This window comes from Ureibacillus sp. FSL W8-0352 (assembly GCF_038004345.1).
Classification (GTDB): Bacteria; Bacillota; Bacilli; order Bacillales_A; family Planococcaceae; genus Ureibacillus; species Ureibacillus thermosphaericus.
In genome coordinates this window covers 1,985,577-2,010,283 of sequence record NZ_JBBOQT010000001.1, presented here as the reverse complement: position 1 = coordinate 2,010,283, position 24,707 = coordinate 1,985,577, and the positions used below count along the sequence as shown (strand labels likewise).

At 40.2% G+C, this 24,707-nt stretch carries 23 protein-coding genes, 3 pseudogenes and 1 riboswitch; of the genes and pseudogenes, 24 read left to right on the top strand and 2 right to left on the bottom strand.

Annotation, left to right across the window (positions count from 1 at the left end):
• The first annotated feature begins 588 nt into the window (after positions 1 to 588).
• The 16 genes and pseudogenes from ltrA to NST98_RS10190 all read left to right on the top strand — a co-directional run bounded on the left by ltrA (position 589) and on the right by NST98_RS10190 (position 15,059).
• Entirely contained in the window at positions 589 to 1,851 is a 1,263-nt protein-coding gene (gene ltrA, locus NST98_RS10275; RefSeq protein WP_340715641.1) for a group II intron reverse transcriptase/maturase, read from the top strand.
• Between the two features lie 114 nt (positions 1,852 to 1,965).
• A pseudogene (locus tag NST98_RS17320) lies at positions 1,966 to 3,221 on the top strand (transposase); the annotation flags it as partial.
• 54 nt (positions 3,222 to 3,275) lie between these two features.
• Positions 3,276 to 3,761, top strand: a complete 486-nt coding sequence (gene rraA / locus NST98_RS10260; protein WP_340715718.1) for a ribonuclease E activity regulator RraA — start codon at positions 3,276 to 3,278, stop codon at positions 3,759 to 3,761.
• A 59-nt stretch (positions 3,762 to 3,820) separates the two neighbouring features.
• A riboswitch (cobalamin riboswitch) is annotated at positions 3,821 to 4,012 on the top strand.
• Between the two features lie 125 nt (positions 4,013 to 4,137).
• Positions 4,138 to 4,536 (top strand): (2Fe-2S) ferredoxin domain-containing protein, encoded by a 399-nt coding sequence (locus tag NST98_RS10255; protein WP_015863801.1) that lies wholly within the window; start codon positions 4,138 to 4,140, stop codon positions 4,534 to 4,536.
• Positions 4,533 to 5,271 (top strand): annotated as a pseudogene (locus tag NST98_RS10250) (energy-coupling factor ABC transporter permease). The gene NST98_RS10255 and the pseudogene NST98_RS10250 overlap by 4 nt, the downstream one beginning before the upstream one ends.
• Position 5,272: 1 nt before the next feature.
• Positions 5,273 to 5,557 (top strand): energy-coupling factor ABC transporter substrate-binding protein, encoded by a 285-nt coding sequence (locus NST98_RS10245; protein WP_340433727.1) that lies wholly within the window; start codon positions 5,273 to 5,275, stop codon positions 5,555 to 5,557.
• On the top strand, positions 5,554 to 6,111 hold the full coding sequence (gene cbiQ / locus NST98_RS10240; RefSeq protein WP_340715056.1) for a cobalt ECF transporter T component CbiQ: 558 nt from the start codon (positions 5,554 to 5,556) through the stop codon (positions 6,109 to 6,111). Before NST98_RS10245 ends, cbiQ begins: the two co-directional genes overlap by 4 nt.
• Positions 6,112 to 6,287: 176 nt before the next feature.
• A complete protein-coding gene (locus NST98_RS10235) occupies positions 6,288 to 7,133 on the top strand; it encodes an energy-coupling factor ABC transporter ATP-binding protein (protein ID WP_340715055.1) in 846 nt (281 codons plus the stop codon).
• 358 nt (positions 7,134 to 7,491) lie between these two features.
• Positions 7,492 to 8,827: pseudogene (locus tag NST98_RS10230) on the top strand (IS4 family transposase).
• Positions 8,828 to 9,026: 199 nt separating this feature from the next.
• On the top strand, positions 9,027 to 10,109 hold the full coding sequence (locus NST98_RS10225) for a FecCD family ABC transporter permease (protein WP_422822736.1): 1,083 nt from the start codon (positions 9,027 to 9,029) through the stop codon (positions 10,107 to 10,109).
• The gene (locus NST98_RS10220; protein ID WP_096549712.1) at positions 10,106 to 10,873 is read left to right on the top strand and encodes a heme ABC transporter ATP-binding protein; all 768 of its coding nucleotides are present in this window, start codon (positions 10,106 to 10,108) and stop codon (positions 10,871 to 10,873) included. Before NST98_RS10225 ends, NST98_RS10220 begins: the two co-directional genes overlap by 4 nt.
• A 45-nt stretch (positions 10,874 to 10,918) precedes the next feature.
• Positions 10,919 to 11,923 carry an ABC transporter substrate-binding protein gene (locus NST98_RS10215; RefSeq protein ID WP_339287842.1) on the top strand — a complete coding sequence of 335 codons (1,005 nt, stop codon included), beginning with the start codon at positions 10,919 to 10,921 and terminating at the stop codon, positions 11,921 to 11,923.
• 146 nt (positions 11,924 to 12,069) lie between these two features.
• A complete protein-coding gene (locus NST98_RS10210) occupies positions 12,070 to 12,366 on the top strand; it encodes a transposase (protein WP_340433730.1) in 297 nt (98 codons plus the stop codon).
• Positions 12,367 to 12,374: 8 nt separating this feature from the next.
• Positions 12,375 to 13,355 carry an IS1634 family transposase gene (locus NST98_RS17315; protein WP_445684040.1) on the top strand — a complete coding sequence of 327 codons (981 nt, stop codon included), beginning with the start codon at positions 12,375 to 12,377 and terminating at the stop codon, positions 13,353 to 13,355.
• Between the two features lie 476 nt (positions 13,356 to 13,831).
• On the top strand, positions 13,832 to 13,975 hold the full coding sequence (locus NST98_RS10195; protein WP_172597779.1) for a hypothetical protein: 144 nt from the start codon (positions 13,832 to 13,834) through the stop codon (positions 13,973 to 13,975).
• A gap of 760 nt (positions 13,976 to 14,735) precedes the next feature.
• A complete protein-coding gene (locus tag NST98_RS10190) occupies positions 14,736 to 15,059 on the top strand; it encodes a DUF4064 domain-containing protein (RefSeq protein WP_168412305.1) in 324 nt (107 codons plus the stop codon).
• Positions 15,060 to 15,375: 316 nt separating this feature from the next.
• On the opposite strand, the gene NST98_RS10185 is transcribed toward NST98_RS10190, so the two are convergent.
• On the bottom strand, positions 15,376 to 15,789 hold the full coding sequence (locus NST98_RS10185; RefSeq protein WP_096549690.1) for a hypothetical protein: 414 nt from the start codon (positions 15,787 to 15,789) through the stop codon (positions 15,376 to 15,378).
• Between the two features lie 79 nt (positions 15,790 to 15,868).
• On the opposite strand from NST98_RS10185, the gene NST98_RS10180 reads away from it, so the two are divergent.
• The 3 genes from NST98_RS10180 (at position 15,869) to NST98_RS10170 (ending at position 17,456) form a co-directional block, all read left to right on the top strand.
• Complete coding sequence (locus NST98_RS10180) at positions 15,869 to 16,123, top strand: hypothetical protein (protein WP_340715054.1); 255 nt, start codon at positions 15,869 to 15,871, stop codon at positions 16,121 to 16,123.
• Positions 16,124 to 17,170, top strand: coding sequence for a S1 family peptidase (locus NST98_RS10175; protein WP_340715053.1), 1,047 nt, complete (start codon positions 16,124 to 16,126; stop codon positions 17,168 to 17,170). It begins immediately after the preceding gene.
• A 109-nt stretch (positions 17,171 to 17,279) separates the two neighbouring features.
• Positions 17,280 to 17,456 carry a hypothetical protein gene (locus tag NST98_RS10170; protein ID WP_016839467.1) on the top strand — a complete coding sequence of 59 codons (177 nt, stop codon included), beginning with the start codon at positions 17,280 to 17,282 and terminating at the stop codon, positions 17,454 to 17,456.
• An 836-nt stretch (positions 17,457 to 18,292) separates the two neighbouring features.
• On the opposite strand, the gene NST98_RS10165 is transcribed toward NST98_RS10170, so the two are convergent.
• Positions 18,293 to 19,765 (bottom strand): recombinase family protein, encoded by a 1,473-nt coding sequence (locus tag NST98_RS10165; protein WP_340715052.1) that lies wholly within the window; start codon positions 19,763 to 19,765, stop codon positions 18,293 to 18,295.
• Positions 19,766 to 19,820: 55 nt separating this feature from the next.
• Here NST98_RS10165 and tnpA point away from each other — a divergent pair, with 55 nt between their 5' ends.
• The 5 genes from tnpA to NST98_RS10140 all read left to right on the top strand — a co-directional run bounded on the left by tnpA (position 19,821) and on the right by NST98_RS10140 (position 24,377).
• Positions 19,821 to 20,147 (top strand): IS66 family insertion sequence element accessory protein TnpA, encoded by a 327-nt coding sequence (tnpA, locus tag NST98_RS10160; protein WP_340715051.1) that lies wholly within the window; start codon positions 19,821 to 19,823, stop codon positions 20,145 to 20,147.
• Positions 20,137 to 20,493, top strand: coding sequence for an IS66 family insertion sequence element accessory protein TnpB (tnpB, locus tag NST98_RS10155; RefSeq protein WP_340715050.1), 357 nt, complete (start codon positions 20,137 to 20,139; stop codon positions 20,491 to 20,493). Before tnpA ends, tnpB begins: the two co-directional genes overlap by 11 nt.
• Before the next feature lie 711 nt (positions 20,494 to 21,204).
• Positions 21,205 to 21,438: a single-stranded DNA-binding protein gene (locus NST98_RS10150; RefSeq protein ID WP_294185310.1), complete on the top strand. Its 234-nt coding sequence runs from the start codon at positions 21,205 to 21,207 to the stop codon at positions 21,436 to 21,438.
• Positions 21,439 to 21,709: 271 nt separating this feature from the next.
• Positions 21,710 to 22,504: a MerR family transcriptional regulator gene (locus NST98_RS10145; protein ID WP_096549678.1), complete on the top strand. Its 795-nt coding sequence runs from the start codon at positions 21,710 to 21,712 to the stop codon at positions 22,502 to 22,504.
• Complete coding sequence (locus NST98_RS10140) at positions 22,482 to 24,377, top strand: ABC transporter ATP-binding protein (RefSeq protein ID WP_340715049.1); 1,896 nt, start codon at positions 22,482 to 22,484, stop codon at positions 24,375 to 24,377. The genes NST98_RS10145 and NST98_RS10140 overlap by 23 nt, the downstream gene beginning before the upstream one ends.
• Positions 24,378 to 24,707 lie beyond the last annotated feature (330 nt).

Here is a 24,707-nt window from a genome sequence, read left to right as displayed (position 1 = left end):
ACGAATTTCCGGTTAAAGAAGTTCGTTCTTTTTCATGTGTGTGCGCCTGGCATGGATGTAATCTATAGGGTGCAAGTCCCGAGCCGTGAAGGCAGAAGTAACGGTTAGCTTAACGCAAGGGTGTCTGTGGTGACGCGGAATCTGAAGGAAGCGAGCGGCAAACTTCCGGTCTGAGGAACACGAACTTCATACAAGGCTAGGTATCATTGGATGAGTTTGCACAACAAAACAAAGTCCTTTCTGCCGAAGGTGATACAGAGTAAATGAAGCAGATAGATGGAAGGAAAGATTACATTCTTACCCAGGGAGGTCTGATGGATACGTGAAGTACACTTCATAACCTACTTAGTGATAAGTAGCTGAACCATCAGAAGTCAGCAGAGGTCATAGTATTAGTTGGTCTAGAACAACTGAGAAGGACCGAACAATTAAGAGAGAATAGCCCTTGGCATTCAGTGAGTCATGATGAACACAGAAAACGTAGTACCTCACTTGAGGGAGGAAGCGGTGAATCCCGTGGGGGACCTCTTGGAGGGTGGAGTGACCACTGGCATAAGAAGACAAGCTATTCACGGAAGGAGAATAACGATGCTTTTGAATCAAATCCTGTCACGGGAGAACATGCTTCAAGCACTAAAACGTGTAGAACAGAATAAAGGAAGCCACGGAGTAGATATGATGCCCGTACAAAATCTACGACAGCACATAGTTGAAAACTGGCTATCGATTAAAGAAGCAATTCTCAAGGGAACTTATGAACCGATGCCAGTCCGCAGAGTCGAAATCCCGAAACCTGATGGCGGTGTTCGTTTACTAGGAATCCCTACCGTAACAGACCGTTTGATTCAACAAGCAATCGCCCAAGTACTTTCAAAAGTGTATGACCCTACATTCTCTGAAAACAGCTACGGATTTCGACCAAACCGAAGTGCTCATGATGCGGTGAGGAAAGCGAAAGAATATATAAGAGATGGATATCGATGGGTTGTAGATATGGACTTGGAGAAATTCTTTGATAAGGTCAACCATGACAGATTAATGGGTACACTCGCGAAGAGAATCCAAGATAAACCATTACTGAAATTGATTCGTAAGTATTTACAATCGGGCGTCATGATTAATGGTGTGGTGTCAAGCACATTAGAAGGAACTCCACAAGGAGGACCATTAAGTCCGCTACTATCTAACATTGTACTAGATGAACTAGATAAAGAATTGGAAAGAAGAGGACACAAATTCGTTCGATATGCGGATGACTGTAACATTTACGTGAAAAGTAAACGAGCAGGACTTCGCACAATGGCAAGTATCCAGCGATTTATTGAAGGAAAACTACGACTGAAAGTAAATGAAAAGAAATCAGCGGTCGACCGTCCATGGAAACGTAAGTTTCTAGGATTTAGCTTTACCTATCATAAAGAGCCAAAGGTTCGTATCGCAAAAGAAAGCCTTAAACGAATGAAGAATAAAGTTCGTGAAATCACATCACGCAAGATGCCCTACCCGATGGAATACCGCATTCAGAAACTGAATCAATATCTAATGGGATGGTGTGGATATTTTGCGTTAGCAGACACCAAATCTATATTCCCTGAATTAGATAAATGGATTCGTAGAAGACTTCGAATGTGTCTATGGAAGAACTGGAAGAAACCGAAAACAAAGATACGCAACCTTATTCAACTTGGCGTACCACAATGGCAAGCGTATGAATGGGGAAATACTCGGAAGAGTTATTGGCGTATTTCAAAAAGTCCAATATTACACAGAACCCTTGGTAACTCCTATTGGAGAAACCAAGGGCTGAAAAGTCTTGAAGCTCGTTATGAAAACTTGCGTCAATTATCTTAATTGAACCGCCGTATACGGAACCGTACGTACGGTGGTGTGAGAGGACGGGAGTTAATCGCTCCCTCCTACTCGATGATATATGTTGAGAAAACAACTGATTAGGAGAAACCACTTATGTACTACTACCAATCGAACTTAGAGATTCAACAAAATCGTCAAGCTTATGAATCCATGTATGATCCTAACCATATCTTGGTTCAAATCGACAAATTGATGGATTGGAATCATGTATATCAGTTACTTGAACCATTTTATCCAAGTACCATTGGTCGCCCTACGATTGATCCATTGATTTTTGTAAAAATCCTCATGATTCAGTATCTGGAAGGGTTTCGATCCGTTCGGTTTACCTGTAAACAAATCCAGCAACACGCCACATATCGCTGGTTTTTAGGTATTTCCCCCACCGATAAAGTCCCTTGCCACTCCAGCGTTTCCAAGTTTCTTCGCCATCGGGTCGATCCCGGTGTATGGGAAGCGTTATTGGATCATGTCCTTCAACGGATTCAAGAAGATGGGTTCTTGTCTCCAGAGACATGGGCAACGGATGAAACAGAGTTAAAAGCGAACGCCAATAGACTGAAACGCATCCAAGTGATTCAGACGATGGTGGAGAAAGAAGACGAGGACGTGTTACAACTGGTCAATGAAAAACGACAACAGCATGGAAAAAAACGTTAGCTCCCAAAGCAGAGAAGCTGGTAACCAAAAAGATGATCTGTAGCGTCACAGATCCAGATGCTGGGCTATCGGTCAAACATGATCCGCGTGGTCTCTTTGCGTTCCACGATCATCGAATCGTTGACACCTTGCATAATTTTATTTTGGATGCTTACGTGACTGCCGCCACCGTGCCTGGTCATCGTATTTTGATGGAGCGAATCGAGCGTGTTCAACATCGAGTAGGATATTCTCCTAAAGAAATCGTGTTAGACGCTGGCTATTATAACGCCCGACTAGCAAGAGAATTAGAGAAAAAAGGGATTTTGGCGTATATGTCGTATCGACGTTTTCATCGAAAGGAACATCCCGATTGTCGTTCCGTAAAGTTCCAGCAAGTCACAGACGATGTGTATGCGTGTCCCTGTGGCGTAAAGTTCACGTATTCCACGTCCACCCGTTCTGGATATCATGAGTACAAACCAGCAGTAAAAGGAAGTTGTGTGGGATGTCCTGCCGCAAAAGGCGCAAAGGATCGTGTATTTCGAGTTTCCGTTCATCAAGATATCTACGAACGAATGCGGAAACAACGATTATCGATGAGAGGAAAAGTGTTGCGATCGGTACGTCCATCGACGATTGAGCGAAGTTTCGCCGAAAGCAAAGAACTCCACGGTCTTCGTTTAACACGATACCGTGGAGTCCAGCAGAAGGAGTTTTGACAAAGGATGTCAAATATAAGACATGGCAAGGAGGAGATTGTGATGAAAACAGCTGATTTATGCGATGAATTTTTAAGTGAATTGCAAGTATGCCAGCTGCCGATGCAATCTTACGGCGGCAAAGCGGAATTTTCCGGACCGATCGCGACGGTCGATGTATTTGAAGATAATGTGCTCGTTCGTGAGGCGCTCGAAACTGTTCCAGCGGGCACCGTATTGGTCGTAGACGGAAAAGGTTCGCGAAATTGCGCGCTGCTCGGAGACCGTCTTGCCCAGATCGCTTGTGAGCGCGGGCTTGCCGGGGTGATTATTCACGGATGCATTCGCGATTCCGCAGAAATCGCCAATATGCCGCTTGGGGTGATGGCGATTGGCACTTGCCCGGTGAAAAGCAAAAAAGAAGGAAAGGGAAAACGGGACATTGCGCTCGAATTTGGCGACGTTCGTTGGGAGCCAGGCGCCTATGTGTACGCTGATCAAGACGGGATTGTATTGGCGAAAACGGACTTATTGAAAAAAAGTGGTTGACGATGTTTGAAAATTTGTACTACTATGAATAACAGAAATGTTCTTTGAAAAATCGACATTATATGCCAAACAAATAAGGTGCCTTTCTCATTAGAGAATAGGCTTAAAAGGGAAGTACGGTGAAAATCCGTCACGGTACCCGCCACTGTGATGGGGAGCTTTGTTGCATCATGTCACTGAAGGAAACTTCGGGAAGGCGCAATAAAGCGATGATCCTAAGTCAGGAGACCTGCCTTATTTGTTCGGACGGATACCTACGGGATTATAGGTAGACGTGCGGGAGAATGGTATACTTTTTTTTCTATATTTGTATGCATTTTTCTGCACCTCTGCGTATAGAGGTGCTTTTTATTTTGCAAAAAAGGAGAGACTCAACATGACAACATGGAACTTAATCGGAATGAAACATCATGTGCTGATTTGCAATGGAGGCAGCTGCATGCGTAAAGGGGGAGAAGAAGTAACGCTTGCCATCCGCGAAGAAATCGCGATGCTGGAGTTAGATGGCATTGTACATACGACGCGGACTCGCTGCAATGGCCGTTGCCAAGACGCGTGTGTAGTCATCGTTTACCCTGAAGGCGTATGGTACAACGGTGTGACGCCGGAAAAAGCAAGGGAGCTTGTGCGAAGGCATTTGCGAGATGGGGAATGGTTGGAAGAAACGATAACGTACCGTTATGAAGAGAAGCAAGGATTGATGATGTCAAAACAATCAAACGCCCCTCTAGGAATCTCGAAATTATGTAAAGCAACGGGAGGAACGAAAGCATGAAAAAATGGAAAGTCGCCCTTTTCCTTTGCGGTTTAGTCGTCTATTTTACGTTTACCGGCAGCACATCGGCATTTGCGATGCATATTATGGAAGGATTTTTGCCTGTTGGATGGGCGATTTTTTGGTGGCTTGTTTTTTTGCCATTTTTGATCATCGGTATGCGTTCACTAATTCGGATTACACGCGAGCATCCGGAACTAAAGCTGCTCATTGCGCTGTCCGGGGCATTTACGTTTGTGCTGTCCGCCTTAAAAATTCCATCCGTTACTGGGAGCAGCTCACATCCAACGGGGGTAGGACTCGGTGCGGTGCTGTTTGGCCCATGGACGATGGTAGTGATGGGAAGCATTTTATTGCTGTTTCAAGCGTTATTGCTGGCACATGGCGGATTGACGACATTAGGGGCAAATGCCATGTCCATGGCACGTCGGCCCGCTTGTGGCTTACGGCATTTATCGTTTTAGAAAAAAATAGAATATATCGCGACGCTGGACGATTTTTTTCGCTGCATTTTTCTCTGATTTGGCCACATATGTTGTCACCTCATTGCAATTAGCGCTGGCGTTCCCGGATGCGACAGGTGGGGTTTTCGCTTCGTTTGCCAAATTTGCCGGCATTTTTGCTATCACGCAAATACCACTGGCGATTACAGAAGGGCTGCTTACGGTCGTCGTTTGGAATTTCTTAACCACTTACAGTAGCGGCGAACTAAATCAGTTAGAGAGGGGAGTGTAATATGAAGCGAAGTCTTTTTCTTCTTGCTATTGCTGTTTTACTGGTAGTAGCGCCGTTATTGTTCATTCATCACTCTGATTTTGGCGGCACGGATGGCCAGGCGGAAAAAATGATTCAGAAGCTCGCTCCTCATTATCAACCTTGGATGGAAACCATATTTGAGCCGCCAGGCGGAGAGGTGGAAACGTTTCTGTTTTCTGTGCAGGCGGCAATCGGTGCCGGAATTATTGGCTATATTATCGGCGTCTATAAAGGCCGGGCGAACCGAAAAGAGGAAGCAAAATGATCCGGCAGTTTGACACCATCGCTTACGATAACCGCCTGCGGACAATACGCCCCGAACAAAAAGTGATATTTGCGCTTCTGTTATTAATGATGGCCATCACAGGAAACTGGAAAACGCAAGTAATGATGACGATTTGGCTTGCCATTTGGATTATCGGTTATGCGCGTGTTTCGTGGAAGGTGTACGCCAAAGCCCTCAGAGTCGTGGCATTGTTTCTGATGATGAGTTTTCCAGCTTTGCTTGTTTCGATAGACAAATCTTTTCATGTTTCCATTGACCGTTCGCAAATTTTCATCGCAATGTCTTTGCTCTCTCGTTCGGTCGCGGCATGGTCTTGCTTATTTTTTCTCTTGGTGACTACCCCGTTTCCAGAGATATTGTATGTGCTCAAACGAATGAAAGTACCATCCATTATCATTGAGTTGTTGTTTTTTATGTATAGGTTTGTATTTGTTTTCGAGAAAGCAGCAGAAGAGCTATACGTAGCAATGAAAGCAAGAAATGGAGGAAACCATTGGCGGCATGGTGGGATGTTGGTGTTCCAGCTTTTTTAAAAAATATGGCATTCCTATGAAGTGTTGCGCCTTGCTTTATGGGCACGCGGAGTTTCCGATGAAATGACCTATGTTCATGTGGAAACATATAACGAAAAAAATAAATGTTATCTGTGGGAAGCAGCCATCGGCATATGTTTGCTTCTACGGCTTGGATGATAGGAGGGCAGCAGGCAATGCTGAAAATGGACGAAGTATATTATACGTATCCGAACGGACCATGCGTGTTAAAAGGATTAAGTCTTCATGTTCCCACTGGAAAAAAATGCGCACTTATCGGTCATAACGGATGCGGCAAGACAACGTTATTTTTACATGCGAACGGGCTGTTGCGGCCCGACTCCGGAGACATCTATTGGAATGGAGAGAAGATGGATTATCGGCGTCAAACATTGCAAAAATGGCGGAAAGAGGTCGGCATCGTTTTTCAAAATCCGGAACACCAGCTTGTTGCGCCGTTGGTACGTGATGAGCTGGCGTTTGGCCTGCACCATTTAGGAATGAAAAAACATGAGATGGACGAGCTCATTGAAAAAGCGCTGGACGAGTTTGGATTACGTTCATGGTTGGACAAGCCCATTCATCATTTAAGTCTCGGTCAAAAAAAATGGCTGACGCTTGCCGCCATAATGGTGATGAATCCGAAATTATTAGTGCTCGATGAGCCGACGGCATATTTAGATCGCCTGCAAATCGAGAGGTTTGTCGAGAAGATTAACGATATTCATCGAGCTGGCACGACAGTTTTGATCGCTACTCATGATTTTGATTTTGTCTTAGAGTGGGCAGATATCGTGTTTGTCATGCATGACGGACAAATTGTCATGCAAGGATCACCGCAAGACGTATTTGCAAGGCAGCATCAATTGCAAAAATGGCGTCTTGGTGTTCCGCTGCTTGCTTCTGTATGGAAAACATTGTTTCCACACGATACGCGCATCCCGCGAAATGTGGAAGAAATGAAACAATGGATGAGAATGGTTGAGCGCACAAACCTCCGTATTAGTGAAAAAGTGATATAGTGTTTAAGTTTTTTCATTTATAACAAGAAAAGACTTGCAGAAACAGAAAGAATCATCGGTATTAAATGACTTTACCATGTGATTGTTACATGTATAGCGTGAGTCTAAAAGAAAACGGTTTTAAAAGTCATAAGTAAAGGGGCTTTGCCCCTTTTCGTAAGAGTATGTTGCTGGGAAATATTTATAACTCAACTTTCGCAGAGTAATATCTTATTGCAACTCTTGATATGACTGTTTTATATCGTCTTTCATTATTTCTCTTGTTTTTTATTGATTTTATTTTTTTAAAAGAAAAAGACACCTATCTTTTGGTAAAATTATGGTGAACAAACCAAATACCAAAGAAGGTGTCACCATTATGATAACGAAAAAAGATACTTTTGCACAACTACCAAAAGAACTTGAACGAAGATTTTCTGAATTAAATATAGGCAAACATTTGAGAAAAGCGAGAATTACTAAGGGATTTGGTTATTCATGCTTATCTATTTTCCGATAAAAATTGGTTTCAAGCACTTCAAAGTAAGAAAGCCGTGGACTTACCTAAAAAAGATACGATCTACCGTTTTCTAAATTCATCTACTTATGCTTGGCGAACTTTTTTACTTTCCTTATGTCAAGATCTTACTGGACGTATAAAAAAGCTTACATCAAACAACAGAGTGAAGGTGTTTATTGTTGATGATTCACTCTTTTCACGCAACCGAAGCAAGTCTGTTGAACTTCTTTCACGAGTATTTGATCATACAGAGAAACGATTCTATAAGGGGTTTCAGTTGCTTACTCTTGGTTGGTCTGATGGATATTCTTTTCTACCTGTAGACTTTGCTTTATTGAGTTCAGCGAAAAAGGAAAATCAACTTAACGGGGTCGATGAATCCATTGATAAACGCACTTCCGGCTACAAGCGTCGTCTTGAAGCACAACAAGATAAGCCAAGCGTTGTCTCTGCTTTATTGGATCATGCCTTAAATGCAGGAATTACAGCTGATTATGTGTTAATGGATACTTGGTTTACGCATGAGCCTTTGATTGAAAAAATCACGGATAAAGGTTTATTTGTCATTGGTATGGTCAAGCAGCTAAAACAACGTTATTTCATAGATGGTGAAGCCCATACTCTGGATGAACTCTTTAAAAAAGCAAAGCGTACCATGGAAAAGAAAGACCTACTCGGTTCGATCCATGTTCATCTTGCAAAAGGACGACAAGTCAAGATTGTATTCGTGCGTAACCGCAATAAAAAGAGTGAATGGTTAGCCATTTTGAGTACAGATACCACACTTTCAGATGAAGAAATTGTGCGTATTTACGGGATGCGCTGGGACATCGAAACATTTTTCAAGTGTACCAAATCATTGCTTAACCTAGCAAAAGAATTTCAAGGTCGTTCGTATGATCTGTTGATTAGTCATACAACGATTGTGTTTACTCGCTTTATACTCTTAGAGTGGGAGCGTAGACAAAACAACGATCCTAAAACGATTGGAAATCTCTTTTTTCTATTATGTGAAGATGTAAAAGATATGAATCTAGAGAGTGCATTGAATCAATTATTAGCGATCTTCCAAACATTAGCAGAAGCTAATGTTTGTTTGAACATGGAATTATTTAAAAGTAAAGTACAAGAATGGATTGCGTCTTTACCCAATTACATCAAGGGATGTCTGACAATATCTGTGTGCGAAAGTTGAGTTTATAATATTTGGGAAGGAGGGGTGTACGAGAGATGAAAAGATGATTCTTATCTTATTTTGTATTGTACGATCTCGTTGTTCTTATCCATAGGAATGAGGATTTTTTATGTGTATGAAGGTACTCTATGTTTAAGAGGATTACAGATAGGGAGGTTTGCTTCGTTTGCTTCAGGATCATTTAAAGAAAAAAGAAAAAATTGTTCCACAAGTTCCATTTTCAGATTACCACCATAAACGAAGGTTTCGTTTGATTTTTTTGTTTCTTTTTTGTGCGTTTTTATTGTCCATTACATTTGCTGTTATACTTGGTCCGGTCAAAATGTCTCCCTTCACAGTATGGAAAATTGCTCTATCACATCTTTCTTTTTTGGGTGATCACATTGAAGTAAATTGGAGCAAAGCACAAGAACGAATTATTTGGGATATTCGATTACCTCGTGTCTTACTTGGAGCTGTTGTAGGAGCTGGACTTTCCGTTGTAGGAGTAGTCATTCAAGCATTAGTACGTAATTCACTCGCTGATCCGTACATACTTGGCATTTCTTCTGGTTCATCTGTTGCAGCAACACTTGTAATTCTATTTGGCGCACTACCATTTTTCGGTCAGTATGCCTTGTCGCTTGGAGCTTTTTTCGGTGCAATGTTAGCGTTGGTGGCTGTTTATTTGTTAGCTCAAGTTGGAGGAAGAATTCAGACAACACGCCTTCTGTTAGCTGGGGTTGCTGTTTCTTTCATCATGTCAGCTTTAACAAATTTTATTGTGACGCTCGCACCAAAAGAATCGGGCATTCGTGAAGCAACGTTTTGGATTATGGGTAGTTTAGCTGGAGCTAAATGGGAGTACTTAACTATTCCAAGTGTTGTGGTGATAGTTGGCTTAGTATATCTATTATTTCAATATCGCTCTTTAAATATTTTATTAATGGGAGAAGACGTTGCAGCAACACTTGGAGTCAATATCGATACGCTTCGTAAAGGACTCATCATAATCACATCGCTTATCACAGGAACAGTTGTAGCAGTCAGTGGTTCAATTGGTTTTATTGGTTTAGTTGTTCCACATCTTTCACGTTTGCTAGTCGGATCTGACCATAAACGAGTGCTTCCTACGAGTATATTAATTGGAATGATTGTCGTTATTTGGTCTGATGTATTTGCCCGCTTGGTACTTGCCCCTCAAGAGCTTCCTATTGGTGTAGTGACAGCGTTTTTTGGTGGCCCTTTTTTCATTTGGCTTTTACGTCGCAGTACGTATTCATTTGGAGGTGACAGTAAATGAAACTAGCCATTGAACATGTATCCTGTACCATTATGGAAACATCAATTATTCAGGATATTTCCATTCATATAAAGGATGGACAGTTTGTTGGCATAATTGGTCCAAATGGCAGTGGAAAATCAACACTTTTAAAAATCGCCTCACGTATTTTGAAACCAAATGCTGGTGCCGTTCGATTAGATGGTCAACATTTATATGAACTGTCACCTAAAAAAGCAGCTCAAGAAATAGCGGTGGTTAGTCAAGAAACATCCTTAACATTTGATTTTTCTGTTCAAGAAATCGTTTTAATGGGGCGTAATCCACATAAGCGGTTATTTCAATCGGATACAGATGAGGACCTTCGCATTGTCAACGAAGCTTTGGAGCGTGTTGGAATGCAAGGATATGAGGAGCGAAGTTTTATGAGTTTATCAGGGGGTGAGAAACAACGAGTTTTGATCGCAAGGGCGCTTGCTCAGCAGGCGAAACTTATCATTTTAGATGAACCGACAAACCACCTTGACATCCGTCATCAACTTCAATTAATGGACCTTGTAAAAAAACTTAATGTCACTGTTTTAGCGGCATTGCATGATTTAAACCTTGCATCCAATTATTGTGATTATTTATATGTAATACAAAATGGACAAGTTGTTATGTCTGGCACACCAGAAAGCGTGCTAACAAAAGATCGAATCAGAGAGGTATTTGGAGTAGAAACAGAAATCATTATTCATCCTTTAACTAAAAAACCTTATATCACTTTTTTAACACACGTTTAAACATGGCAATGAAACATATATAAATTTGGAAAGAGGAGGAAAATTATGGAGAAAAAGAAAAACAACCACATGTTTTGGCTAAGTATTTGTTTACTTGTAATGATGATGTTGGCAGCTTGTAACAGCTCAAATGAATCTGTTGCCAAAGAAGAAAAGCAACAAAAAGACAACAGTGAATACAGTGAAGTAGTGATCAATAACATGGGGCGTACTGTTAAGTTTACAGAACCTCCAAAACGAGCGATCACATTAAATCAACATGCAACAGAAATTATGCTTGCATTAGGATTGCAAGATTCGATGGTTGGAACAGCTTACTTGGATGATCAAATTTTACCAAAGTTCAAGGATGCTTATGAAAAAATTCCTGTGCTCTCAAAGCAGTACCCATCAAAGGAAGTCTTTTTAGCAAAAGAACCAGATTTTGCGTATGCAGGTTGGAAAAGTGCTTTTACAGAGAAAACGTTAGGAACAGTTGAAGAGCTCGAAGAGTTAGGCATTAAAACGTATATTCAAGAATCTTCAAATAAGGTAGCACCAACATTAGAAGATGTGTACAAAGATATCGAAAATATCGGACGTATTTTTCAAGTGGAAGCAAAAGCAAATGAAGTGATAAATCAAATGAAAAAAGACATAGAAGAAATAACAAAGCAAATTGGAACAGTTGAAAAACCGCTGAAGGTGTTTGTGTATGATAGTGGAGTTGATAAACCGTTCACAGCAGCTAACAACTATTTAACTCATTTAATCAAAATAGCAGGCGCTAAAAATATCTTTGATGATATTCAAAAAGGATGGGCCGACGTCAGCTGGGAAGAAGTTGTAAACCGTAATCCAGATGTAATTGTCATCATTGACTATGGAGATACAACAGTCAAACAGAAACAAGATTTATTGCTTTCTAAAAAGGAACTTGCTGATGTTACTGCTATTAAAAACAAGCGATTTATTATTCTTCCTCTTTCAGCAGCAGCAGAAGGAATTCGTGCTCCAATTGCATTAAAGACACTAGCTGAAGGGCTATATCCAGAAAAATTCAGGAAATAACAATGGAATAATAAGGCACAAACCTATCTATGTTTCATGAAATGATATGATGTTGCAAGAAGGCTAAGCTTTTTTGATATGATCCCCTTATAATAGACAGAAAAAAGAAAGCCAATTAATCTGTCTACTATGGAGGGGATTTTTCTATGGGGAAAATACGAAAAACATATGATGCAAAGTTTAAAAAGAAAGCTGTGGATTTATATTTGAAAGAGGGCATGGGATACAAAACGGTGGTGAAAGAATTGGGGATTAGTCATTCCATGGTACATCGATGGGTGAAACGCTATGAAAAGGAAGGAATACAAGGTCTGGAGGAGAAATGTGGTAAAGCGAAAGGACCAAATAAAGGAAGACCGAGAACTCGTCTGGAAGATCCTGAAACGAAAATCAAGCATCTTGAGGCGGAAGTAGAGATGCTAAAAAAGCTCTTAAAGAGGTGAAAGGGGGAATGGAAGCAGTACCAGCCCACAAGAAGTTCGCGATCATTCAAGAAATGGCCGGGTGTTATGGTTCTATTCAACAATTATGTGAGATTGCAGGCGTGTCTCGAAGCGGATATTACAAATGGGTAAAACGACAGGAACACCCTTCTCAGAAGCACTTGGAAGACGAGCAGCTAAAGGAAAAAATCAAAGAGTGCCATGAAGAAGTGAAAGGAATCTATGGGTATCGGAGAGTTCAAGTTTGGCTGAAACGGAAATACCAACTGGATATCAACCATAAACGAGTACAAAGGCTGATGAGGGAGATGGGAATGCAGGCGGTGATTCGGAAGAAACGGCCTTATTACGGAAAGAAAGAGCCTTATGTGATTTCGGACAACCATCTAAACCGAGATTTCCACGCGTCAAAGCCAAACGAGAAGTGGGTTACAGATATTACTTATTTAATTTTTAATGGGCAAAAGCTCTATTTGTCCGCCATTAAAGATCTGGAATTCGACCAAGACGCGTGGGAACAGGCGAGACGGAAAGCCTCCCGGTTTGTTCTCGTCACGACGGTGCCGGAGGAATGGAAGGACCGACGAATGGACGAGAAAGAAATCTTGAAGCTGTATAAAGGGCAGATCTCGGTGGAAATGAACTTCTCCTTCCTGAAAGATCCGTTCTTTACGGACGAGATTTACGTGAAAAAACCGGAACGAGTGGCGGTGTTGGGCTATTTGTTTCTCCTCGCATTGGCCATTTACCGCGTCTTCCAGCGCCGGGTGCGTCAGTTTATTACGCCGGAGCGCCCGTTAAAGGGCGCAGGAGGCCGCAAGCTGACCCGTCCGACCGGGCAGGCGATTTTTCAGTTGTTCTGGTATGTGAAAGTCGTCCTGTTGGAGCTGCCGGATGGGCAAATCCAACGCGCGTTAGGTAAACCGCTCACCTACGAGCAGCGAAGGATTCTGCAAGAGTTGGGAATGGACGAAAGCATTTACGTCTAATCTCATAAGGAACAATGAGCGATGGTAAAAAAGGATTGCCATCGCTTGTTGTGTGTGCGCCTGGCATGGGTGTAATCTATAGGGTGTAAGTCCCGAACTGTGAAGGCAGAAGTAACAGTTAGCTTAACGCAAGGGTGTCCGTGGTGACGCGGAATCTGAAGGAAGCGAGCGGCAAACTTCCGGTCTGAGGAACACGAACTTCATATAAGGCTAGGTATCATTGGATGAGTTTGCTAAACAAAACAAAGTCCTTTCTGCCGAAGGTGATACAGAGTAAATGAAGCAGATAGATGGAAGGAAAGATTACATTCTTACCCAGGGAGGTCTGATGGATACGTGAAGTACACTTCATAACCTACTTAGTGATAAGTAGCTGAACCGTCAGAAGTCAGCAGAGGTCATAGTATTAGTTGGTTTAGAACTACTAAGAAGGACCGAACAATTAAGAGAGAATAGCCCTTGGCATTCAGTGAGTCATGATGAACACAGAAAACGTAGTACCTCACTTGAGGAAGGAAGCGGTGAATCCCGTGGGAGACCTCTTGGAGGGTGGAGTGACCACTGGCATAAAGAGAACAGCTATTCACGGAAGTTATAAAGACTTGCGTCAATCATCTTAATTGAACCGCCGTATACGGAACCGTACGTACGGTGGTGTGAGAGGACGGGAGTTAATCGCTCCCTCCTACTCGATTCTTGAAGCCAGTTATGTACCAGCCGTGTTCTTGTTCTGTCATCATGTCATTGGCATACAATGCTCCGTCGGAAAATAAAGGTTTCCCAAAAGAAGCAATCTGTCACAGTCTGGAATTACAAAACCGATTATTATAATAATTCCGTAAATAAAAAACTAATTATAGAAGATAATCAAATTTTTTACATTTAATCCTAAATAATGTAACATTATCAATAAATAGATATAAATAAGAGGTGATGTTTAAGAAAGTACTGGTTTAAATTTTTACATCTTTCTCCCACTAATGATGGAAATGATTTTTGAAAAAGAAATGCATCACGTTGAGTGTGTATTTCAGATGATTTTAAAGTAAAAAAATAAGGCAAAATGAGATTCCTTATCTTGCCTTAAAAAATTCCTAAGAAAATCTTCAGATCCTCTCTTCCTTTCTCTTCATAATTGTTACCTATACTGAATACGTCATATTAATAAAGAAATGACAAAACTTGACTACAATTCAATCAACTGCACCATACCTTTTCAATCAGTATATTAATGGAGGAATAAATATGAATAGAACTGTAGAAAAATTATTAGGGATTATCGGGCTGATAATTAACATTTTATCGGCAGTTCCGATTTTTTTTATGTTATTTTTTTAAATGGGATTGCAGATGATCCAATGTTTGAAAGAGAATTAGAAGATGCGTTATATTCAACCGGTTTTACTGAAGCGGATCTATCTTCAGTTTGCAAATGATTTCTTGGCATGGTTTAGTGGATTCAGTTGGTTTATTGGGATACTAACAATTATTGCAATTGTTCTTACGATTATTGCCCTCGTTAAATTAAAGAGTAACAGCAAACTGGCTGGAATTCTCTTTATTATTTCTGGTGTGATTTCCGGATTTATTTCGATTCAAGGTATTTTATTATTAATCGCTGGTACTGTGTGTTTAGTCCGCCAACCAAATCAAGATGAACCAATAATAAAAGTTGATGAAAATGGCTCTTTCCTTGAAGAATAAAGGGAAGCGCTATTTCGTTTTAAAGGCCATATTCGAAAAGATATTGTTAGGAAAAGGATATCCAACAACAGTGGAAACTTTTAAATTAAACTTAAATAACGATAGAAAAATGAACTTTATTTTCGGATGTGCAAATGGCATTATTCTATTATTAGATTATAGTAGCAACGTTTATTAAGAATAGTAATTAATATTTTTATTTGACGTAATAAAAAATAGGCATCTACATTGTAATCGGGTAGATGCTTTTCTTATGTTTCACTTCCTCCAAGATCTTTCTTTTTGAAAGGTGTGTCTGAAAAGTTCCATCACTTGATTATTTTATTTTATCAGCAATATGAATTGTATATCCCTCACTATTTATTTGATAACTAACACTTGTTGCAAAATGTCTATTTTTCGGATAAATCAGCTTTAAATGGATTTTTCCATTTATTTTACTATTTGGTTTCACTGTCACATATCTAATTACATCATTTTGGATTCCGCTCGGTACGTTAATTCCAGAACTAATATATAATTTTGTGATAGGCTTAGCCACCCTAATTTCATCATCGGTTTGATTATAAATTCTTGTTTGAAATGTGGTGATAAATAGTAAATAATTATTAATTTTTACTTCAACTAAAACCCCATTCTCTTCACCTAAATATACATATTCCTTATGAAGAAGCTTACTAGAAAATAAAATAAAAAATATAATGATAATTAAATAAAATTTTTTTTTCATTTAATCACCCTATTTTCAAATTTTTTGTTGATATATACCAATATTATACCATTTAGGTAAAAAAAGGGAGATATTTGAGATGAGATTAATTAATCATTTACTAGTATTTTTTGTTACTTTTTTTCTTTTTTTCACTAGTACATCTTTTGTAATGGCTTCCGAGATTAATAGAAATCCGACTCAAATGGAATTGGAGAAAAACATTAAATTAAGGAAAACCCTTGGATTTGATATAAATAGAAATCATGTATTATCAATTTTAAATGATGAAAACAAAGAAGAACGCTTTTCTTATGGATTTACAAAAGAAGAAGCAAAAGAATTTGATAGATGAATGAAATTCCAAAAAGATGAAGTACCGAAGATTAAGCAGAAGGTCTTTGAAAAAATTAATGAGAATAACATTGGTTCATTTTACATTGATCAGAAAAATAACGGAAAACTAATTTTGGGAATTACAGTAGGTACTCCAAAATCAACAATTGAAAAAATAAAAAAAGAGATTAATGAATTAACAACGGAATCTGAAAATGTTGAATTTATTTTTGTTGAAAACTCACTAATTGAATTAGAGGAATTACGTGACAAAATTATTGAAGAAAGTGGAAATTTATTAAATCAAAATATAAAAATTTTAGATATAACACTTAATATGAAATTTAATAAATTAGTAATTGGAGTAGAAGATAACAATTCATATGTAACAAATACTCTTAAGAATTTATATGGAGAAAAACGAATTGATGTTATAAAAGTATCACCTTTACAAAATGATTCACGTACAGATTATTATTACACTTTACAAGGCGGACTTAGAATTGTAAGTGAAAATAAGGATTCATGTACATCTAATGTAACTGTTTATGATAGTAAAAATAAGTATTATCTTTTAACTGCTGGACATTGCTCAAAAGTAGGGGTTAAGTGGACTCAAGGTGGGAAAGATATTGGTACTATGGTTTCAAGAATATATTCTGGAAACACCGATGCAGCAATTATTTCTATGGATAGTGGAAGAAAGGGAAAATATATTTATGCACATAAACCATCAGATATAAAGATTTCAGGTGTGCAGAGTTTATCAGGAGAAACCGTAGGCGATATTGTATGTAAAGCTGGTGCAACAACTGGTTTTAGTTGTGGCGAACTATTAGATAAAAACTACTCAGTATATGATCTTACACAATGGTGGAAAGGTTTAAGAAAAGCAAGTTATAGTTCTGCTGGTGGTGATAGTGGTGCACCGGTTATCACAACGAATGCAACAAATTATCTAATCGTTGGAATTCATAAAGGCAAGGATAATTCTAATGGTTATACCATATATACTCATATTCAAAATGCACTCAATAATCTTGGAGGTCTAAAGGTATATTATTAATAGAGGTCATGTATATATTACAAAAATGATGAAAACAAAGAAGAACACTTTTCTTATGAATTTACAAAAGAAAAGGCAAAAGAATTTAATAGACGAATGAAATTCCAAAATGCCATCAGAAACATCCTATTCACATATCATTCAAGTGATTAATGAATCAGATGTCTTAGACAAAATGAATGATATACTCAAAGAAACGGCTATTCTTGAAAGTTTTCTAGAGGATGAACATGTCGCATTTATGCGAGCCATTTTGAAACGCGTGATGCTTCTAGTCCATCAATAAAGAACCTAAAAATCTTGGATGTAAAACAAAAGATGAACGAGATGTTTAGTTAGCTGAACAGGTAGAAAAAGTGCCAAATCAATCAACTTACGAATAAGAATTAAAAGAGCAACTAGATATTCCATTGGGAAACCTTTGAATGATATACCCATCGAACCCAAATGGGTTGTGAAAAGAATAGTGAAGGTAAAATACATTCTAGTTTGGCTAAAAAGCACAGTTAGCAGTTTCAAAGAAGAGTTATTATATTGTCACTCGGATGATGTCTTTAGGAAATTTAAGTAATAGTAAAACTGCTATTCCTGATATTGATGAACTAGGGAATCCGTATCCGCTGCTCTATATGCATTTATAGAAGTAAATGGAAGTCGGCTCTACTGCATAAGATGATAATATCATAAGCCTCTTTTTTTAATTTTTTGCATTCTTAAAATAAATATTTGTATTATTGTGTAAGAAATAAAGCCCGAAAAGTCTTGAAAATATTAGGTTTAATCACAAGAGTTTAAAGCTGTCAGCTCAGCTTATACCATCAATGTGTGTCCATGGACCATATTGATGGTATTTTTTTGCCCTTAATTAGGTAGGATCGAGGATAATACAAGTCGTCAGCTGGTCCAAAGATCCAAATATACCACTCCAAATTTAATTATAACATCTATAAAATGGCAGAAATAGACTGTTTATTCTGAATTTCGACTGCTATACTTCGATAGTACATTATTGGTATTTCTTCGGGGGAATTTGCCATACTAATAATTTGGTCAGCTCAATTAATTGAAGAATTAGCTAACTGCAAGCCAATGGAGAAGGTTTTGAGAAGTTAGCTTCTGTATTTACTCATCATAACTATTTGGAGGAAAGATGAAATGAATAAAATATTTGATCCAAATAATCCTATTAAACTCTGTATAAGTGGAATGGAATTGGAGGAAAGTGGAAACAGTGAGGATGCAATCACGATGTTTCATAAAGCATGGTGTACCGTCCTCTTTTACCTCGATTCGATTAATCAGTCGATGGAGAATATCCTCGGTTAATTCATCGAAATTTAGGAATTGAAGTAATTCCTTTTTAAGCTTTTCAATCGTTTGGATTACATCCTCGCTTTCCATCAATGAAAGAAGTTCATTTTTCTGTTCCATTAATTCAGTTAAATCCTTGTTCGTTGCTTCAATACTCTCTTGATATTCTTCATGTGTGATAATTCCGTCAGCTAACAGGTTGATGAATTTCCTTTTTCGATTTTTTAAAACATCCATCTGTTTGTTAATCTTATTGATTTTCTTTTGAGAATCCGATTTTGTACTTTTCGATTTTCTCTCCATCTTCTTTATATATTTCTCTTTATCAACTTGTTGAATTAAGGTTTGGATGTCATCTAGGATCGTTTCTTTTAGAAAATCCTCTTTTATCGTGTGGGCGGTACAAGCCTTTTTGCCATGACGGGCATAATTTCCACAGATGTAGCCCCGACGATTACTTCTATACCACATTCCCGTACCACAGTCAGCACAATAGAGAATGTTGGTAAAAAGATGTAATTTGGGTGCTGTAATATATTTTCTTCTCTGCTCTAATTGATTTTGGACAGCATCAAACATTTCCCTTGATATAATTGGCTCATGTACATTTTTGATAATAAACTGTTCTTCTTTAGGAACGTTTTTTCTTCTTTTATTTGTTACACTTACTGTCGTTGTTCTTCCTTGAACAAGATCCCCGACGTAATGGGGATTTGTTAAGATACATCTAATTGTAGAGTCATGCCACTTATTTCCTGCATTTGCCTTTCCAGCAACTTGAGCAGGTGTTGGAATCCCTTCATTATATAGGCGTCTCGCAATACTTTGTCGTCCGTTTCCTTCAAAATATTCTTTGAAAATTCGTCTAACAATATTTGGTGTTTCATCGTTTCGAATATACAGTTTTCCATCTCGTACTTCATACCCATATGGAGGATTTGATCCTTTGAAAAGTCCATTTTTTGCACGGGTTTTTAATGTCTCCTTAACACGATTACTCATGTTTTGAGATTCTTGTTCGTACATCCATGCATAAAGGCCAAACACATGAGTGTTCCCTGTTAATGTATTGATCGCATTATCTAAAGTAATGATGTGAATCCCTTGGTTTTCACATAAGTTTTTGATTTTATAGGATAATTCTCCATTTCGGGCAAGGCGTGATAACTCTTTGGCAAGAATGATATCGAACTTCTTATCCTGAGCATCTTCAATAAGTTTTTGAAGTTCTTCTCTTTTTGCCGTCGTCCCGTAAGCGCCAAATATCCCACACCTTCTAACCATTATGATGTTTTGTGATAATTAGATCAACATCAAAAGTTAGGAGGTTTTTATTTTTATGTCCCCAGATGAACGAAAACAATTGTGGCAACAACGAATCGAATCTTATCGATCTAGTGGAGAGTCAAGTATAAAAGCTTGGTGCAAACAAAATCAAGTAGATCATCAAAGTATGTATAAATGGATGAAAAGACTAGAGTTAGAGACAACTGAAACTTCACGGACTTCCCCTCAATGGCTAACTGTTGAAGTATCCCATCCGTTGGATGAAAAAAACTCCCCGCTCATCGTTAACATTGGGGAATTTTCCATCGAAGTAAAAGAAGGTTTCAATCCACTCCTTTTCAACGAAGTGGTTCAGGTGCTGAAAACACATGTTAAGTAAAACATCCATTCAACATGTTTATTTAGCAGCGGGGGCAACGGATTTACGCAAGTCGATTGATGGATTAGCAGCCATTGTTCAAATGAGCTTTCAGTTAAATCCTTTCTCTTCTAATCTCTTTGTTTTCTGTAATCGGAAACGAGATAAATTGAAAATTCTCCATTGGGATCACAATGGGTTTTGGTTGTACTATCGTCGTTTAGAGAAAGGGGTCTTTCAATGGCCTGATGAAAGAACTCCCGTCCCTTTGTGCATCACTCCCCGCCAATTCAGTTGGTTGCTCGATGGTCTTTCATTTGAACAAAAACAAGCACATGAACAAGTATCAGCTAAAATCATGGTTTAAAAGGAATTTGACATTGACCTGTCAATTCCTTTCCTTTATGTGCGCCCGGCATGTACATGAACTATAGGGTGTAAGTCCCGAACCCCGAAGACAGAAGCAGAGGTTAGCTCAACGAAAGGGTGTCCGTGGTGACGCGGAATCTGAAGGAAGCTGGAGGCAAAACACCGGTCCGAGGAACACGAACCTCATATAAGGCTAGGTATGATTGAGTGAGTTTGCAAAACAAAACAAAGCTCTTTCTGTCGAAGGTCATATCGAGTAAATGAGGCGGATAGATGGTGTGAAAGTGCATGTACTTACCCGGGGAGGTCTGGCGGATAGGTGAAGTACTCTTCATAACCTACTTAGTGATAAGTAGCTGAACCGTCAGAAGTCAGCAGAGGTCATAGTATTAGTTGGTTTAGAACTACTAAGAAGGACCGAACAATTAAGAGAGAATAGCCCTTGGCATTCAGTGAGTCATGATGAACACAGAAAACGTAGTACCTCACTTGAGGAAGGAAGCGGTGAATCCCGTGGGGGACTCTTTTCGAACAATTACCATTGATAGATCACAATGATGTAGAAGCCATCGATCAACTCCTTCCTTGGTCGAAGACAATTCCAGAAGAATGTCGCATACCAAATAAAACTAAATAGAGCATATAATAAACGCCCACGAAAAAACACGTGAGCGTTATTTTACGCTTACATTGATAAGGAGATGACAACATGAGTGATGTTAATGAGCTACTAGAACAAGCTATTAAGGAAACTGAAAACTTGAATGAAGGTGAAGTCTTTCTTGTTAAAGACCTGTTCAAGGGTTATGTATGGAATAGAATACCCAGAAAGGATCGACTTCTGCTTGGGACTTTATTTTTAAACTACGTAAATAAAATGGAAGGTAACATAAAGGCTATTGAAAAGACCTCATCTAACCAGCAGAGGTATCAGAAGGTTTGAGGATATAGCAAAGCTATTATGAAGGGCAATAAAAAACTATAAATTATATTAGGGTGTATGAGGTGGATCTTTGCTTAATTTAAGGCAATTAGTAGATGACTTTTTCTTGTTTGTTCAGTCTAAGAGCATTGAAATTTATAATGAGTTTAGCCTCCAGCATGAGCTGGGGATATTCCTACGTGAAAAGCTTACAAACGAAATTATGCAAATAAAGAAACGCTTGATTCTTACGTTACGTAAAGTTGTACAATGAATTCGGAGGTTGATTGAGATGATGAAAGAGCAAATGTCCATTGGAGAATTCTCCCGTATAGCCCGTGTCAGTCCACGCACGCTGCGATTTTATGAAGAGCAAGGCTTGCTCAAGCCAAGCTATATTAGTGATTCCGGGAGAAGGTATTATCGCCCGGACGATCTAATTCCGCTACAGCAAATCATTGCATACAAATATCTTGGTTTTTCATTGAAAGACATTAAAGGGATCATGTCCGGACAAGCGGGGGACAGCAACGCCTTGCTACGATCTTTGCGAATGCAGAAACAGGCTTTGGAGCATAAACAGCAACACATTCAGCAAATTTTGAAAGCGATTGATCATGCTGCCGCGGTACTTGAAGCCGAGCATAGAATAGATCCGCAAGTGATCTCCTTCTTGATTCACAGCATCGTGACGGAGCAGCAGCAGATGGAATGGATGTCTGATTGGTTTCCAGAGCCGTTGATTCAGAGAATAAAGGAAAATTTCGCGGACGAAAGCAAAGAGCGGGACTGGAACATGCGCTCGACATTGATCCTTCAAGACCTCAAACAAGCATTGCGCAACCATCGTCCAGACTCCGAAGAAGTCCAGCAGCTCATCGAGCAATTTATGGCTCTCGCTAACGAACTGATGGGCGACAATTGGTACTTTATGAATGAATATGCGGATCACTTAGAAAATATAGAACTGCCCGCTGCTATCGGCACCCCGTTTACAGAAGAGGAAGAGAAATGGTTTACAGAAGCGTTCGAGTACTATTCCATAAAGAAAGGACTGTTTTCAGATGGACACAGAGAGAGTGAATAATCATGACCAGGGACGACAATGGCGGAAGTTTTTGCGAATGTTGCGCAGTGCCGTTCCCAGGAGAGGGCTGTTTGCCGTTGCCATCATCCTAAGTGTATTGGAAGCTGCAGGCGGCTTGATTGTGCCGCTTTTCACCCGTGATTTGATTGATCAATTTGCGGCTAGTGGTCTCGATATCGGCGTCATCATTTGGCTCATAGCGGCGTTTTTTGTGCAGGCGGCTGCGGGCGGATTTTCCTACTATTTCATGACGTATATTGGCGAGATGTTCGTGAGAAACATCCGATTGCGCTTGTGGAATCACATTCTCAAACTCAAAGTTTCCTACTTTGACAAGCACGAATCCGGCGAGCTGATCAGCCGTGTTACACAGGATCCGAACACGCTTAAGACACTAATAACGAACCATCTCGTCACCTCCATCTCCGGCATTCTTTCGATCATCGGCGCATTAGCGATCCTGTTTATCATCGACTGGAAAATGACACTCATTATGCTTTCCGCAGTGCCAGTGTCCATGCTGATTTTGGCTCCATTAGGCAGACTGGTGTACAAAATTTCCTTGCAAATGCAAGATGAGCTTGCCGCTTTCAGCGCGGGACTCGGTCGCGTGCTCAGCGACATCCGTCTTGTGAAATCGCACAATGCCCAGTCCGTTGAGCGCGAACGGGGCGAGCGAAAGATTGCCAGCTTGTTTCACTTCGGCATGAGAGAAGCACGCATCCAAGCATTCGTCTCACCACTAATGACAACCGTGATCATGGCCGTGCTGGTCGTCATCATCGGATACGGTGGAGCGCGCGTTTCCGCCGGTGATTTGTCTGCCGGAACACTGGTTGCTGTCATTATTTATATGTTCCAGGTCGTAGTGCCATTCAGCATGCTGGCACAGTTTTTCACCGCCTTTCAAAAAGCGATGGGAGCGACCGAGCGCATCCAAGAGTTGCTATGCACTGATCCAGAGCAGTCAACAGGACGCATACAGCAAAATCAGCAAAATGATGATCCTGACCATCAGGAGCCAGACCGTCAATCGAAGTCTGATTTCGCAACCGCGTTAACGCTGTCTGCGGACTGGGAGCAATCGGAAGATGTGTCATACCAAGTCGATTGGAATCAGCCCATCCACTTCCAGGACGTATCCTTTGGCTATGGGCAAGAGGACGAGGTGCTGCGCAGCTTAAACTTCACGATTGAGCCGGGGCAAACTGTCGCCTTCGTCGGGCCGAGCGGTGCCGGTAAGACAACGATCTTCTCCTTGTTGGAGCGGTTTTATGAAACGTCGGCGGGCAGCATCATGCTCGGAGAGCAGAACATCGAACAAATTCCGCTTCACGCTTGGCGGGAAGGGATCGGCTACGTCCTGCAAGAAAGCCCGCTCATGTCAGGTTCGATCAAAAGCAACATCACGTACGGGCTCACGCGTCCGGTTACCGACGACGAAGTGCGCGAGGCTGCGCGTCTGGCTAATGCCGCGGCATTTATCGAACAATTGCCGTCAGGATACGACACCGAGGTTGGCGAACGGGGCATCAAGCTGTCCGGTGGTCAGCGCCAGCGCATCGCCATTGCTCGCGCTCTGCTGCGCGATCCAAAGCTGCTACTTCTGGACGAAGCGACGTCGAATCTGGATAGCGAATCGGAAGCACTTGTCCAGGAAGCACTGCAAAACTTGATGCATGGTCGCACGACGCTTATCATCGCGCATCGCTTGTCAACCGTCGTTGATGCAGACCAAATCATCTTCCTGGAGAATGGCATCTTGACTGGCCAAGGAACGCATGCTCAATTGATGGATGGACATGCATTGTACCGTAAGTTCGTTCATCAGCAGATGAAGCAAGAATCCAACTTCAGCGTCTATACATCCTAGGGACGCAATCGGCGATGTATTCATTTTTTCGATATGTAAAAATTAATCGATATATTCCCGCCTACCGATAGTAAAAAAAGTGCCTTTGACTTGTTTCCGACTACCGACAATGTAAAAGACATCAATCCACCCCGCTCGTTGCACGTTGAGTGCGTGGTATTGATGTCAAGGGTTGAGAAATAAAGATACTTTAAGCACTTATAGATAAAGGGTTTCCTGACATTGAATTTTTCTCATGACATCTTTGTCGAGGACGTTAATGTCGGGAAACCCTTATTTTTATTCTTTGAGGAAACATGTCAACTACCATGAAAGTGATAGGGGTTGAGT

What these genes read in the sequence shown, in the direction of transcription:
- ltrA (WP_340715641.1), top strand. Translation starts at nt 589, where the DNA reads ATGCTTTTGAATCAAATCCTGTCACGGGAGAACATGCTTCAAGCACTA.
- rraA (WP_340715718.1), top strand. Translation starts at nt 3,276, where the DNA reads ATGAAAACAGCTGATTTATGCGATGAATTTTTAAGTGAATTGCAAGTA.
- NST98_RS10255 (WP_015863801.1), top strand. Translation starts at nt 4,138, where the DNA reads ATGACAACATGGAACTTAATCGGAATGAAACATCATGTGCTGATTTGC.
- NST98_RS10245 (WP_340433727.1), top strand. Translation starts at nt 5,273, where the DNA reads ATGAAGCGAAGTCTTTTTCTTCTTGCTATTGCTGTTTTACTGGTAGTA.
- cbiQ (WP_340715056.1), top strand. Translation starts at nt 5,554, where the DNA reads ATGATCCGGCAGTTTGACACCATCGCTTACGATAACCGCCTGCGGACA.
- NST98_RS10235 (WP_340715055.1), top strand. Translation starts at nt 6,288, where the DNA reads ATGCTGAAAATGGACGAAGTATATTATACGTATCCGAACGGACCATGC.
- NST98_RS10220 (WP_096549712.1), top strand. Translation starts at nt 10,106, where the DNA reads ATGAAACTAGCCATTGAACATGTATCCTGTACCATTATGGAAACATCA.
- NST98_RS10215 (WP_339287842.1), top strand. Translation starts at nt 10,919, where the DNA reads ATGGAGAAAAAGAAAAACAACCACATGTTTTGGCTAAGTATTTGTTTA.
- NST98_RS10210 (WP_340433730.1), top strand. Translation starts at nt 12,070, where the DNA reads ATGGGGAAAATACGAAAAACATATGATGCAAAGTTTAAAAAGAAAGCT.
- NST98_RS17315 (WP_445684040.1), top strand. Translation starts at nt 12,375, where the DNA reads ATGGAAGCAGTACCAGCCCACAAGAAGTTCGCGATCATTCAAGAAATG.
- NST98_RS10195 (WP_172597779.1), top strand. Translation starts at nt 13,832, where the DNA reads ATGATGAACACAGAAAACGTAGTACCTCACTTGAGGAAGGAAGCGGTG.
- NST98_RS10190 (WP_168412305.1), top strand. Translation starts at nt 14,736, where the DNA reads ATGCGTTATATTCAACCGGTTTTACTGAAGCGGATCTATCTTCAGTTT.
- NST98_RS10185 (WP_096549690.1), bottom strand. Translation starts at nt 15,789, where the DNA reads ATGAAAAAAAAATTTTATTTAATTATCATTATATTTTTTATTTTATTT.
- NST98_RS10180 (WP_340715054.1), top strand. Translation starts at nt 15,869, where the DNA reads ATGAGATTAATTAATCATTTACTAGTATTTTTTGTTACTTTTTTTCTT.
- NST98_RS10175 (WP_340715053.1), top strand. Translation starts at nt 16,124, where the DNA reads ATGAAATTCCAAAAAGATGAAGTACCGAAGATTAAGCAGAAGGTCTTT.
- NST98_RS10170 (WP_016839467.1), top strand. Translation starts at nt 17,280, where the DNA reads ATGCCATCAGAAACATCCTATTCACATATCATTCAAGTGATTAATGAA.
- NST98_RS10165 (WP_340715052.1), bottom strand. Translation starts at nt 19,765, where the DNA reads ATGGTTAGAAGGTGTGGGATATTTGGCGCTTACGGGACGACGGCAAAA.
- tnpA (WP_340715051.1), top strand. Translation starts at nt 19,821, where the DNA reads ATGTCCCCAGATGAACGAAAACAATTGTGGCAACAACGAATCGAATCT.
- tnpB (WP_340715050.1), top strand. Translation starts at nt 20,137, where the DNA reads ATGTTAAGTAAAACATCCATTCAACATGTTTATTTAGCAGCGGGGGCA.
- NST98_RS10150 (WP_294185310.1), top strand. Translation starts at nt 21,205, where the DNA reads ATGAGTGATGTTAATGAGCTACTAGAACAAGCTATTAAGGAAACTGAA.
- NST98_RS10145 (WP_096549678.1), top strand. Translation starts at nt 21,710, where the DNA reads ATGATGAAAGAGCAAATGTCCATTGGAGAATTCTCCCGTATAGCCCGT.
- NST98_RS10140 (WP_340715049.1), top strand. Translation starts at nt 22,482, where the DNA reads ATGGACACAGAGAGAGTGAATAATCATGACCAGGGACGACAATGGCGG.